General features: G+C 39.4%; 8 protein-coding genes. All 8 read right to left on the minus strand.

What is annotated here, in order from left to right; genetic code table 11:
* Positions 1-3: 3 nt before the first annotated feature.
* Positions 4-2,748, minus strand: coding sequence for a family 78 glycoside hydrolase catalytic domain (locus tag AAHJ11_RS06585; RefSeq protein WP_320982955.1), 2,745 nt, complete (start codon positions 2,746-2,748; stop codon positions 4-6).
* A 31-nt stretch (positions 2,749-2,779) separates the two neighbouring features.
* Positions 2,780-4,210 carry an SGNH/GDSL hydrolase family protein gene (locus tag AAHJ11_RS06590; protein ID WP_320982954.1) on the minus strand — a complete coding sequence of 477 codons (1,431 nt, stop codon included), beginning with the start codon at positions 4,208-4,210 and terminating at the stop codon, positions 2,780-2,782.
* Between the two features lie 15 nt (positions 4,211-4,225).
* Complete coding sequence (locus AAHJ11_RS06595; protein ID WP_320982953.1) at positions 4,226-7,318, minus strand: discoidin domain-containing protein; 3,093 nt, start codon at positions 7,316-7,318, stop codon at positions 4,226-4,228.
* Positions 7,319-7,363: 45 nt separating this feature from the next.
* Positions 7,364-9,703, minus strand: coding sequence for a GH92 family glycosyl hydrolase (locus AAHJ11_RS06600; RefSeq protein ID WP_320982952.1), 2,340 nt, complete (start codon positions 9,701-9,703; stop codon positions 7,364-7,366).
* An 18-nt stretch (positions 9,704-9,721) separates the two neighbouring features.
* Positions 9,722-12,289, minus strand: a complete 2,568-nt coding sequence (locus AAHJ11_RS06605) for a glycoside hydrolase family 38 C-terminal domain-containing protein (protein ID WP_413579211.1) — start codon at positions 12,287-12,289, stop codon at positions 9,722-9,724.
* A gap of 12 nt (positions 12,290-12,301) precedes the next feature.
* On the minus strand, positions 12,302-12,532 hold the full coding sequence (locus AAHJ11_RS06610; protein WP_259022230.1) for an anti-sigma factor: 231 nt from the start codon (positions 12,530-12,532) through the stop codon (positions 12,302-12,304).
* A 75-nt stretch (positions 12,533-12,607) separates the two neighbouring features.
* Positions 12,608-13,132: an RNA polymerase sigma-70 factor gene (locus tag AAHJ11_RS06615; RefSeq protein ID WP_195648561.1), complete on the minus strand. Its 525-nt coding sequence runs from the start codon at positions 13,130-13,132 to the stop codon at positions 12,608-12,610.
* A 192-nt stretch (positions 13,133-13,324) separates the two neighbouring features.
* Positions 13,325-14,929, minus strand: coding sequence for a DUF6377 domain-containing protein (locus AAHJ11_RS06620; protein WP_195648562.1), 1,605 nt, complete (start codon positions 14,927-14,929; stop codon positions 13,325-13,327).
* Positions 14,930-15,123 lie beyond the last annotated feature (194 nt).

The following is a 15,123-nucleotide window of genomic DNA, read 5'->3' on the forward strand; positions in this document are numbered from 1 at the left end:
AACTTATTTAAGAACGACAAAGTTATACGATCCCGATAACACCTCCATTCGATTCGGATGTACTTCATCTTTTATAATAGTCCCCACCCTGCTCACCGGGATTCCCGATTCCAGAATCGTGTTGCTTCCCCAATCCGGAATGACAACCGTAGCCGATGTATTGGCAGGTATTTCTATTTTAAGACTTAAATTTCCATTCTCATTTATTTTCCATTCAGAACAGATCCTACCATATAAACTTTCATACGATGCTTTACAATATTTCAAATCCGACACAAGTTTCGGCGCAATATAAAAATATTTCATTCCGGGATTCAACGGATCAGGCTTTATACCTGCCAGTGAACTGTAGAACCACGCCACAACACTTCCAAACATTGGATGGCAATGACCACATCCTTCATCGTTTCCGTCACCATTCCACGTTTCCCAAAGAGTATTATTTTTCTTATCAGCCAGATAGCCGTATCCCGGAAAATCTCTTTGATTCATTAATTTATACGCAAGGTCTGCTCTTCCATTTTCTGTCAGGACTTTCAACACAAGCGGCGTGGCAAGTATACCTGTATCAAAATGAAAATTAATATCTTCCAGATGTTCAAGCAAAGCTGAAAAAACTCTTTCATACTTGTCTTGAGGAACAAGTCCGAATGCCAGTGCAAAAACATCAGATCCTTGTTTTCCCTCCCAATAATGATGGGTATCTTCATTATAGAACTCGACATTGAAATTCTCTTTTATTTTCCGGACTTGTTCCCGAAAAAGATTCTCATCCCCGGTTTCATTCAACGTTCTTGCTATTTCTGTCATGATGCAAGCGACATGATAAAAATAGGCCGTATTCACTAATGATGTAGGAATTTCAAGAATATTATGAGGGGTAGACCATTCTCCCAAACACCATCCATTGGGTTCTTCTCTGACTACTATTCCTTTATCGTCCGTACGTGTTTCCAAATATTCAACCCAGTGTTTCATACCATTATAATGTTCATGCAATAACGCCGTATCACCATAATGACAGAAATAGGCCCAAGGGATAATAACATAAGCCGACCCCCAGGCAGGTCCTCCCCCTCCCCCACCAAAAGGAGCAGTATGAGGAACATAACCCGTTTTCTTATTACTTGCATCACTGATATCGCTCACAAATTTCTTGAGAAACCCTGTCATATCATACGAATAAAGTAAACTCTCCGTAATCACCTGTCCATCCCCCGTATAGGCCAATCTCTCACGATGCGGATCACTACTTATTATACCTTTGAAATTAGCATGCATCGTACGATTATAAGCCTGACAGATATTATTAAATAACTCATTGGAGCATTCAAAACTTCCTGTATTCTCTATATCCGTATAAATAGATTTCACAATAACACTCTGTTTTGAGATTTCTATTCCTTTCGCTATAATCTCAATCTTTTTAAATGCATGCCAGGTAAACTGGGGTTCCCATTTTTCTATATTTCCACCTTTTAGAACATAAACATCTTTCTGACCATAGTCCAATCCTTCATCACTGATAAAACGTAATTTCACAGAATCTCCCCGTTCTCCTTTTACTGACAGTTCGCACCAGCCGGAAACTGTTTCAGGTAGAGTAAAAGTATAGGTTGAATCGTTCATCTTCTCAAAATGAGCATTCATCGTTTGCATCACTTTATTGAACGGAATCGTCTGTGCTTTTAAAGCACCTGTGGGCGGACGTACAAGCAAGGCCGATCTCCATGTTGATTCATTATAGTGCGTCTGATTCCATGAGCCTAATTCAAGACGGGCATCATAAACTTCACCGGTAAATATAGCATCATGCAAAATCGGTCCCGTAGTAGTTTTCCATGATTGATCCGAGACTATCGTTTCTTTCGTTCCATCTTTATATTCAATTTCCAGTTGCAGTATCATTTTAGGGACATCATACCACATATATCCTTCCACAATACGGTCACGCTGATTATACCAACCATTACCTAGGATAACTCCTATCACATTGTTTGATTTCTGCAGACTAGAAGTTACATCAAATGCATTGTAAAGTACTCGTTGTGTTGACTGGTCGTCATAGTGATACAAAAGCTTTTTCAATGACCGCTTATCATAATTCGTAACGGCAGGAGCTAATACTTGATCTCCGACTTTACTTCCATTTATATACATTTCATAGAATCCTAATCCTGACACGTATACTCTAGCTTTCCTGACTGCTTTTTTAATAACAAACTCTTTACGAAAATAGGGTGCCGGAGAAGTACATGCAGAATCGGGATATAAATCTTCGGTTTGTCCTATCCATTTTGCCTGCCAATCAGAAGCCTGTAACAGACCCATCGTCCAATTCGAAATATCGCTCCAATTGGATGGAATGTCATTTTCATCCCAAATCATCACTTTCCAGAAAAGTTGATTTCCGGATAATAATGCTTTTCCCCGATAGTTGATTATAGACTCTGACGACTTCATCTTACCAGAATCCCAATAATTTCCCTTTCCCTTATTTAATTGTTTAATATTATCAGACACAAGAATGCGATAGGCAGATTGTTTCTTTCCTCTTTGATCTGATGATAATTGCCATCGAAGTTGTGGATTCCGGCTCTCGACAAGAATTGGAGTTTTCATATTGTCGCAATGCAGATTCACAACACGGATGTCACTCCTTCCATAAGCAAAGGAAGACAATATTATCAACAGAAAAAGACTTCCGATAAACTTGTTCATCTTATAGTAACTAAAGGATTGTTTCATATGCACGGGTTCTTTCACTATACAGCTATCATTATTTCATTCTAGTCAGTTTCATCTGATGAGTAACCGGTTTATTTATTCTATAAATTGTTTCAACAATAGAATTCATATAATCACTCCATACCTTACGTATTTCAGGATGCATTGCTTTGACATACCAGTCATAGCTTGCTCTAAGAAAAAAATCTTTAGGCAGGTATTCCTGAAGTTTATCGATAGCTTTCTGATTATCGGCAAACAATAATCCCTCCTTTTTCAGGAAAGAATATTCTGTCCACAAATATTCTCTGAACCGTTTCTCTATTTCAAACCGTTCTTCATTCAGGTACATAATTGTCATAGCCTGCTGATATTGGGGAGTAGTCGGATAGTCCGCCAGATTAATCCCGTCTGCCAATCGTTCGGATGAAATCTCATCTATAAACTGACCATCTATAGTCAACCGATACCTCCCTTTCTCCAGGTTGATTACCTGAAAGTATTCCTGATTAAATTCCTCCATAAACGGGATTAACTGCATGGCATCACGTTGAGATCTCTTGTTTCCCCAGCCATGCCGCGGAATAGAATCCAAAGGATAAGGAAGCGCATTGGCCAGATAGTCAAAAGCCAGTTCGCCTTCTTTCTTCTTTAATCGGGAGATTTTACAGTTTTGGTGGGTTACAACATTCGAGTGCTGTGCATCAATGGAAAAATCCGACACTTTATGTCCTGCCAGCCCTTGCGCTTTCAAGAACAAATAAGCCATCACCATCTGACCATCATTATCCGGATGAATCCGATCTATCCGGCAAAAAGTAAATGTCGAATCTTTCTTCTGTTCTCTTAGACTGATTTCGCACATCGGTTGGTTGAAATCTACAAAACCCCATCCATTCTTTTTGGCTGACGTGCGTTGGGCATCTATGATTTTCAGAATGGCGTTATTCTTCTGATGCAGAATGAAATTATTGAACTTTGAGGTTTCATCATAAGGAGAACCACCTATCAATACTTTGGTTATTTTATTCTTAGCCAGCAGCCGTTTTTCTATTTTCCGAAAGCTATCCAACGACTTTGCAATCTGTTGTCCTGACAGTTCGTTTGCATTGTCTTTCATGTAAATATCATAACCGGTATCATTCATACCGAAAGTAAGGGTCACGTAAGTTGGACGTCTGCCGAATACATCATCGTCCAGCCGGTCTTTAATATCCCATGCACTCTCGCCGCCAATACCAGCATTCATGATAGTGATCGGTTTATCCGGAAAACGAGTCATGTAATACAACCAGATAAACGAATGATAATGTCCGCCATGAGTGATGCTATTTCCTGTAAACACTACGCGCTCCCCTTTCTTGAATGGAGGAATTGCCGACTGTGCCTGCAAACTACTAATACTCGCATAAGCCAAACACAGTAATAGAAATATCTTTCTATTTATTTCATGAATCACCATCTGATACCTTTTTTGAATCATACCGAACTATAATTATCAGAACATTATATCCAGTTTATTCTTTTCCGTCTTCCCATACTGTTTTAGTAACACACTAACGCCACCTTTCAGCAATTCGGGTTCTGCCTCCACACTAATAATCTTCTCTTCACCGGGCATCAAAGTAACATAATTATCAGACATAATAACAGGAAGTATACGTTTCTGCGTAGACTTGTTAACAAGCCTCATACGATTGGCAAATGCTACTGTTTCAGCATTATTCTTCAAGGCTATTTTTACCTTTCCATTAGACAGTCCCGACTTATCTACCAACCGGCAGGATAATTCTGCCTCCGGCAGCGTATTCAACAAGGTATAATCGAGATCTCTCACGCCATTTCTCCAATAGAAATTTTCGGAAAGCAGATTACCTCCAGCGTCAGTCAGTTCCAACTTGATAAAATGCAAAGGTGTCAGTTCTTCTATCCCTGCAGGCTTTTCACCATAGACTTCAAACTCAAATAATGAATACCCGAATTGTGTAGCACGACTAATACCCACCAGTTTCACATAACGAGCGGCCACCGGTTCCAAACGAATTTGTTCCGTACCTCCTTTTCCAGCCTTATTGGTATAGACCGTTTTCCAATTCTTTGCATCTTTCGACACCTGTAACTCATATTCTTTAGCACAAGCCACTTCCCATTTCAATGTCACATTTTCTACTTTCTCCTCCTTACCAAGATCAACATATATCCATTGAGGATCACTATATTCACTTTCCCAACGGCTTCCTGTACCTCCATCCGTAGCCAATGAAGCCTTTTTGGAATCACCCGTTGAGGAAGAAGCAACTGCATTCTTTCCGAAAGCCAGATTGAACGGATTAAAGTTCAGTGTGAAAGCTTCTGTCCTATTACTGGCCGCCACGTCAATCTGCTTCGCCTGCCCATATGCAGAAACCTCTTTTCCATTCAGATCGTAAATTGTTGCTTTAGCCATTGCCCCTTTCAGGTCTTTCGCTGTCGTATTTATGGCTTTTATACTGTTATTGGAAGCATTCCATTGAATATGTAAAGGCTCACAAGCCTTTTTCGCTCCCCAGTAAGCCCCCGTAGGATCATAATAATAATCATAAGTCTGCCATACAAATGAAGGATAGGCAGGATGGCTCATCCAAATCAAGAGTCCGGCAGCATCATTCCACATCTTATCATTCCAAGCCTCATACATCCCCTTCATTACTTCGATATTCAGCATTTGTGCTTTCTCGCAGAATTCTTCCAGTCCGGACGATTCTCCGTACTGTGTGTTCACCGAGCTCTTGTAATTAACAGGGTTGGCATTGGATGCTTCTTTACCGAAGAAATGCTTGTTCCAGACATTATCATCATCATTCTTCAATTGCTCGTCGGTAGGCAAAGGCCACCATGCTTCTTGAGGTATAAACTCTTTTATACTTTCAAATGTAGGGAAAGTAGCTGTACCTATTTCTGTACGCATACCATATCCATGGTCGATACCATACGGATAGGCCGGTGTATTAAAGGCCAGATTACTGCCGGAAGTTTCGAAATGATGTCTTGGAGGCTGATTTCCCCACCAGCCACTTCCTGACAGGCCATCCTGATTGGAACAGGACTTATACATACGGTCATTATTGTCTTCTTTCGCTACCATTTCACGCAGATAATTATCCAAATCGGGTGCCGGATGTGTTTCATTGGCTCCACACCAAATGGCAATGGAAGGATGATTTCGCAAACGTTTGACCTTATCAAGAGCGTTTGCTTTAAAAGCTTCCGGTTGTGCCACCTCATTATAAGCTACATACAACCAGAAGTCATTCCATACCATAATCCCATATTTATCACAATAATCGTAAAATTCATCGTCAGTCACACAGCCTGTCCACAAACGAATCATATTATAATTCATTTCTTTATGTAATCTGATCTTCGTTTCATACTCTTTACCCTGACACCGAAGCAAATACTCGCTCATTCCCCAATTGCCTCCTTTCAGATAGATCTTCTGTCCGTTGATAAAAAAGGTCAGAACAGGATAACCTACCACATTATCAATCATTTTATACTCATACTTCTTGATACCAAACGTGAGTTCTTTCACATCCGATGGTTTACCATCTACAGAACAAGTTAGTTTGCAAGTATAAAGATTGGGAACACCATAACCGTTTGGCCACCAAAGTTTCGGATGATTGATAATCAATTGCGCGAATTCATCTTTGTTGATAGATAATCTGGCAGTCGCCCCTCCATCCACTTGAATATCTTTGGAAAAGGATATATTTCCCGGCTGGATAACTCCGGAAATAACCACTTTCTTTCGTTCAAGAGAAGCATTCTTTACATCAGTCGAAATAGAAATCTCCGCTTTCTGCAAAACAGGCAAATCTGAACGCACCCAAGGGTCTTCCATCACTACATCTCCGGTAACAGCCAGATAAGCATTACCTGTGATACCCGCCAGACGTCCCGGTACATAAGGCATCCAGTCCCATCCGGCACCTGCCAGATAACTGGGGCTACATGCAACTCCATACGGATCTTTAGCCTTACGTGTTTTCTTCTGATCGGGATCGGTAATCAAAACAGCAATTGCATTCTTACCGGATTTCTTTATCAGATGAGTTACATCAAATTTTGACCGTATCATGTGCCCGCTTACATCTTTAGTAGACGTTTTCGTTCCAGATATTTTCTCTCCGTTAAAATAGAAATCAGCAAAACGATTCGTATTATCAAAATGAAGCCACACACGTTTGCCTTTCGAGTAGGAAGCCGGAAGTTTAAATTCGGTACGATACCAGAAAGGACGATTATAAAACGTTTCGTCCACTTTATAAATATGATCGGCATAATTAGGATCGGGAACAATCCCGGCATCTACATAAGCTGTAAAAACAGTTCCGGGAACTACACCTTTCACATAATCGGGCATTTTAAACCCGGGAGTAGATATTTGTTCTCCGGTCGCATTTTCCAAATCTGCCTGCGGTTTCACCTCCCAGACAATTCCGGAATCAGAGCTGTTTAACGACATATTTATATCCTTTTCAGCACATACCCCCTGAATAGAAGTAGCCATCAACGATAATAAAAAAAGACCAAGCTTATTCATCAATCAAGCATTTAAAGTTACCATTTGTTTTTCCAATCCTTACTCCTATTAGATACCCCATCCGGTATTGGGCTGATCGCCCATAAACAGTTCCAATGTACCTCCGGCTACAATATCCGCAAAATCGAGATAGCATTTATTATACTCCTTGCCATTCAGCAAAGCCTTTTGTATATAGATGTTGTTCGTGTTGTTATCATGAGCTATTACAGTAAATGTCTTTCCCGAATAATAGGTAGGATCCAAACGAAATTCCACTTTGTCAAATACCGGACTTGTAATTTCCATACGTGTATTACCCGGACAAGAAGGATGAACACCGGAGGCTGCCAACACATACCATGCCGACATCTGGCCTACATCTTCATTGCCGACAATACCTTCTACTTTATTCGCATAAGCTTTTTCGCAAGTATAGCGAGTCCACTTTTGTGTATGCCAAGGCACGGCAAGCTGATTGAACAGGAAAGGAACGAAGTGCACCGGCTCATTTGCATGATTATAATATTCATTCCACAACATATTGGAAGGAGTCTTATTGAAGAAATCAGTCAGGTCGGCAATTACTTTTTCCTTACCTCCCATCAATTCCACCATACCCGCAACATCGTGAGGTACAAACCATCCCTGTTGATAGGAGTTGGCTTCTATACAGCCATACCACTCTTTAAGACGTGCATTCTCCGGCCATGCCACCCATGTTCCATCTGCTTTACGAGGGCGGAACCAACCTTTCTCATGGTCAAAAACATGATGATAAGCCTGTCCCTTTTCATAGAAACATTTAGCATCGTCTTCTTTCCCCATAGCTTTTGCTAATTGGGATATACACCAGTCTGTATATGCGTATTCCAAAGTAGTAGAAATACTCAATGGTTCGGGAACATATCCCAATGAATCATTGCCAAAGCGACGTGATGTATTGACTGCATATTGATATGCCTTCTCCGCATCGTATGTACGGATTCCTTTGATATAGGCATCTGCCAGAACAGACAGGGCAGGATTGCCCAGCATACAGCCGGAATAAGAATTCATAAGCTCCCAACGCTCGTAATATTCACGTCCGCTTTGATCGGCCATAGTAATCAGGGAGTTCAGTTCATCGCTAACTAAGCGTGGATTGATAATAGTCTGTAAAGGGAACTGACTGCGAAAGACATCCCATCCGCTAAATATAGTCCGTTTCGTGAAAGTACTGTCGCCCGCATGCACTTTATAATCTCCACCTACATAACGTCCGTCCACATCCGTATAGATACGAGGATCGATCATTGTATGATACATGGCAGTATAGAATATCGTTTTTTCATCATCCGTACCGCCGGATATCCGAATGCGGCCAAGTTCTTTATTCCACAAATCCGTAGCCTCCTGTTTTACCTGTGCTAAATCTTTAGAAGCAATTTCCTGTTTAAAATTATTAGCAGCTCCTTCCATATCGACGAAAGAGATACCCACTTTCATCTCCACGCTCTCCCCTTCTTTGGTCGGAAATTCAGTAAAGAAGCCCAAGTGTTTGCCTTCCAACTCTTTCTTATCTTTTATAATCGGAGCCTGTGAAACACGTGTCAGATAGGGAATACTCACTACCTCATCCCGCTTCCGGGTCCATTGGTCAGGAATATCTGCACTCCAGAAACCGTAATCAGTCAGAGGTTTGCTGAATTGCGCATAATAATAAACGGTATAATTGGCTTTTCCCTCGCCATTACCCCATCCACCACCATCGGGTGTGCACTTCATCCAGCCTTGAATCGTATAATCATCTACCACTTTAATATATTGGGAAGTAGATGTTCCTCCTACCCTGCGTGCCAGATCTATCTGAATACGGGATTGATCGTTAGAGGGATAAGTGAAACGCAATATTCCACAATGCGGCGTCGCACTGCTCTCTACTTTTATTTTGTAATCAGTCAACTCTACAGAATAATATCCGGCTTTAGCTGTCTCGGTTACTTTATTATAAGCCGAACGATATCCTTTGATACTATCGTTATTCTCTTTGCCTGCCACTTTATACAATTCACCGGTAGTTGGCATTACAAGAAAATTTCCCAGATCCCCAAACCACCCTACGCCACTCATCTGGGTAAAAGCAAATCCCTCAATCGTTTTATGCTCATCACTATAACCGGAACCGTTATCGCCTCCTGTTATTGTGTTCGGGCTAACTTGCACCATACCATAAGGAGTCGTAGCCCCAGGAAAAGTTTTACCTAACCCATGATAAACGCCGGCAGCTCCCACACTGGTACTGGCACCAATAAATGGATTTACATAATCCGCCGGGATTAGTTCTTCCGAAGCTGTATGGATCGATGAACACCCTGTCATCCACCACAAAGAGCAAGCAATTAAAAGACTAGCAGTTGCTTTATACATAACAATATTATAATTATTTTAATTCAAACCCAAAACAAATGTCTTTATACCAAAACGAGGCATTGAAATTGTCATTTCCGACTTTCCGGCATGTGTTTTTATTTTCTTTCTTTCGATGCATTGACCATTCAGATCGACTTCTTCCACGCTTGATAATGGCATATCGAAAACGATCTTCTGTAGCTTGTCATTTCCTTCTGCATTAAACAGGCGTAATATAATCTTTCCACTTTCCAACCGGGCAGTACTTATTTGATAACCTGTATTTCGCAAATCGACAAATGATTTTGATTCCAAAGCTGCTATTGAATGGCAGGAATATAGCAACGGCTCATTCCAGCAATCGCTATCATCTGCTATTGATGCTTTGTCCCATTTACCACGATGAGGTATGATTGCATATTTCATCTTCAGCGGCTGCGTAATTTTATAATCCGGCCCCCAAAGTCCTCCTCCCGAATATTGAGCTGTGAGTCCTAATGGATAATCTTTCCCATGAGAATAAGAAGTGGTATGATCTGACAATAAAGCCAGTGCATAATCGCCCTCCTGTTCAGCCAAATCAACCCAATGAAGTATGATATTATGTTTGATCTGATCCCAGGAATTAAAGAAAGTATTGTCGAGTTTACTTTCACAAACATCAAACGGTGCATTCTTATAGATACGAGGAGAATGAAGATCGGCCGGGAACAGAACATTCAGTTTAAACCGGTCGTCACAAAAGGCCCTACGATTATCACTCCAATGATTTTCTTTATATTCTCCAATACCTACATTCTTTTTCCAATCGATTGTCAATTCAAAATCAATTCGTTTTGTTCCTTTAGAAAGAGTTACAATCTGTGTAAACGGATGAGAAGCAATTTCTCCTTGTACCTTTACTTTTTTCTCATACGTGTTATCTCTCAATACCGTCAGTCTGCCCGGTGTTTCCGTAGAAGAATGAAATTTATTTTCTTCATAAAAGAAACCTCTCAATTCTCCCAAAGAATATTCACCTGTTTTACATGCAAACTCTTTATTCCCCTCTTTCTTAGCAATCAGACTTTTTATAATTCCTCCTTTCGATAAGTCGAAAACAATCTTATACATATCATTTTCAACCGCGTACTCCTGTTCATTAACCTTTTCACTCTTTGAAACCTGTTCATTCCCTGAAACTGCTCTTTTACCTGTTTCTTTCTTTTTTATGCAATACGTGGAGTAACCGAAAGGAGGAATATCTGCTTCAAAAAACAATCTTATTTTTTCACCCTCACTTTCTACAAAGCAACCTATCTCTTTCCCTTTCCAATCATAAATACCTAAATCCGAATATCCTGATTCCGAAGGAAGAAGGACATTCATTGTTTCTTTTCTTTCTGTTCCTAAAGTATTGAAAACGCGTATATACTGTTGTTGAGTGACCTTTTTCTGTTGAGCAATGGGATTATCAAAGCTCTGCATAGATGCTCCGATAATTCCATCAGCAATAGCATTCGTACTATCTGTCCAGCGTTTGATCTGATCTGCCCATGTACCCTGTTTATTCAATCCATTGTAGGGCACAATCCATGAGTCATGATGCTGCGCCAGCATTAAAGTGCGCCATGCCTCATCCATATCAGCTTGTGGACAGGTATATTTATTCTTCAGATAAGCCATCACGGACATTTTTTCCGCCATGATAATCCGATTTTCAGATGTGCGTACTTCCTGTGCGATACGCTGCATCACCTGACTTCCCCACATCAGGTTTACATGCATGTCCTCCTGTGAGAAATGCCAGTCATCATCTGTTTTTCCAATGGAGATCTTTTCAATGTAATCTCTCCATCTCATATATATAGAGTTATTTTTTGTGTTCTTCCCACTTCCTATCCACGGACCATTTTTCCATCCGGCATCCTGAAAACACATACCAACCGGATGCTGGATACCTGCATCACGACAAGCTTTCAAATATGCGTCCGAATTCCCCCAGGCAGTTGTTTGCCAAGTTGATTTCTGCTCCAATTCTTCACAAGCATACCGGGGAACTGCCAATATGGAAGTACCATCTGGTCCTACCCAGTTAACCAGTTCACCACCATAAGCAGCCGTATATCCTCCCCAACAAGTATTAGGACATTTCAATACAGCATATTTAAAACCGAATAGTTTAAGAATTTGTGGCAAACAGCTTGTGAAACAAGGTTCCTCCACGGAATAAGTGACGAAATCCACCTCTGGAAAATGTGCATTTATTTTAGCTATACCATATTGAAACTGCCGTATGATACTTTCACCCGAAATATTATAGCAATAAGGCTGCGCATAAGTAGGATTCGTAAATTCTACCTGCTGACTGGTTGCCACTTCTTTAAAATGCTGATAAGCTTCTGGGGTCTGTACACGAATCGTATCCCAGGTTTCAGGTTCTATTTCCAGACCTATTCGCCAATCCGGATGCATGTGCAACTGATCCACTATAAATTGCGTTTTCCATTTCACCGGATAATGACCATATATTCCGCCATGGTATCCGTCAACAAAATAGGCTTGCTGCGAATAGGCATTAGTAGATAAGAAAACAGTCAGTAATATGATATAAATTTTATTCATGGTATCCTAAGACTATTTGGTTTTGCGTTGTTCCATTTTACGCATAAATTCTTTTAATTTTAGCTGCGCAACTTCTTCGTCATTCTCATTCTCCGGAAATGTCCAATCAAGAAGTACCAAAAGATTCTGATTTACAATAAATTCTTCTTTAAGTTCTTCACTATTATCCACTTCCTGCAGAAAATTTGTTTTTTCATCAGAAGTCAGTTCATCAGCAAAATATCTATTCAGAAAATTTCTCATTCCTCGTCCTTTTTTATCAAAGAACGATTAGATATATAAAAACCCCTAAAAGAATATCTATAAATTAATTAAAAGTCACGCTGCTAAGCACACATTAAGTTTTACTCTCAATTTTTTAAGTGCTATTCCCATTTGACATTCCACTGTATTCACCGAAATTCCCAGCTTCTCGGAAATCTCCCTGTATTTCAATCCCTTCATACGACTTAACAAAAATATATCACGGCATCTTTTAGGTAAACTGTTGATAGCATCTCTGACCAGTCTTTCCGTTTCATTTCCCTCGGATATATCAGATACATCAAAACGGTCTAAAGATTGCAGTTTCAAATTTAATTCTATCTCAAAAGAGGCTTGCACATTCTCTGCATATTTTTGTTCGAATACCTTATGCTTCAAATAATCCAAGCATCTGTTTCTTACAAGTCTGAAAAGGTATGCATTTACATTTTCGATATGATCTATCGCATCTCTTCTCTCCCATAGGTCTGTAAACACATCTTGCGTTATGTTTTCAGCATCCTCTTCCAGTACAACAAATTCTTTTGCGAACCGAACAAGTTTGGGATAATACATAAGATATAATTCTGAAAAGCTCATAGTTGTGTGTTTCTTTAGATTAGTATTCAGTTATCAAAAATCTTATGTTGCAAATATAGAGATGAAAAAAGCCTACTTCTGTGTGGAAGTAGGCAGGAAAGTAGACGTTTTAAAGACTAAAAATCTTATATATATTTAATAATCAACATCTTATCATAATACCATTTTGTTGTTTTGGTAAACCCTGTAGAATCATTTTTGAGATAAAGAACCGAGCTTTTTCACCTCTTCTTCAAAGAGATTACTATCAAGAACAGACATTCTCTTCACTTTACTCTTATAATTATAAATTGTCTGCACAGAATAATGTAGAAATACAGCGATCTGACCTACGTCTATGATCCCTAATCGGATCAATGCAAATATGCGCAATTCTGTATTTAACTGGTCTTTTTCGAGCTTGTAATGCTCCTCCGGTTTCAACAGAGAATTAAACTCTTCTACAAAATTGGGATACAATTTAAGAAATGCTTTATCAAAGTTATTATAAAGTTCTTCAAGTTCCTTTTCAAAAGGACGGGAAGAGGATTTATACAAATCATCAATTTGTCCTGTCTTTATTTTCCTGTTTACATTCTTCCTGTATTCATCAAGCTTATTAATATAAACGGCACACTGGTTCATAAAATATCCCACATACTTTTCCTTGATTAGATTTGCTTCATCAAGATTCTTATTCAATCCAATCAATTTTTCATTCATGGCTTTAAGATGTCGTTTAGCCCGGGATACCACTTTTGTTTGCTTATACGTGAAATACAAGGTTATTGCAAGCGCCACCACAAACAAACTGGTCAGTAATATATAAAAACGCAGGTTTCGTTTCTGCTCCTCCAGCCTGTATAAATAAGTATTCTCTATAATCGGATGAATACGGGCTATTACGGTATTCTTAAAACGGGAGTTATAGAAAATTGCATCATCCAAAGCCACTTTTATATAATTATAAGCGCGGTCTATATCTCCTTTATGATACAAATTGACTGCTAAAGTCAACAATGCTTCATTCTCTTTCACCGCCAACTTCGTATCTGTCATAGCAGCCAGTATCAGGTACTTTTCCTCCAATTCAGGATTTTTCATCAACCGATAGATTCGTGCAAGTCCCATAGCCATCATAGCATATCCATGAGACTCCGGTTCCTGTTTATCATATATTTGCGTCAATATCTGAAGTGCTTCTTTTGTGTCACCACTATCTTGAAGCTTCACCGCTTTTTCTTTCCTGTACTCGTCGGACTCATTAAACAAGATACTCATGACTGTATCTCGATAAGCTTCTTTTTCTACAATATATCCTTTAGAGAATCGTACATCATCCGTATATTTAATGAGGTTTTCATAATAGCGTATCTTATTCCAACAATACAATGCTTTCAGATGATCGGGTAAATCTGCACACTCAATTGACTTAAAAATGTCATTTGCCTGAATAAACAAACCGGATAGGGAATAGACGAAAGCCAAACGGAGTTTCTCTTCCAAAAGATATTCCTCATTACCCATCTTCTTTGCAATCTCAATATTCTCATGAATATATTGTTCTGCCGAATCACAGACAAAAGTTTCATACTGATGGATAATCTCTTTATTCAAATTATACAAATCTTCCGGAGTGTTCTGTCCGGACTTCTTTGTCTTCAATTCTTTTATGGTGGCTTCCTTTTTCTGTGTATACACCAAACGTTCAGAAATCACTTTGTCCAACACCTTCAACAAAGAGTCATTTTCATTACCTGCATAGAGGTAAAATAAGGAGTTCAAGAGAAAAAATGTAAACCAAAGTGTGCGTTTCATATTAGTGCGTTCTTTCTTAGTCTGCAAAAAAATGTATTTTATTTGTGTAATTCGTAAAAAAGGAAGTAAATCGTTCTTTTTATTGCATCTTTTAACAAATACAGGAGAAAGAATAGCCTTATTTCAAAATGATATTTATGAAACCGTACCGACCAAAAAACGAATCCTCTGGAAGCGGAGTTAAAAAAAGCTTT

The sequence above is a fragment of the Bacteroides sp. 90-K9/2 genome, assembly GCF_047310725.1.
GTDB classification, from domain to species: Bacteria; Bacteroidota; Bacteroidia; order Bacteroidales; family Bacteroidaceae; genus Bacteroides; species Bacteroides vicugnae.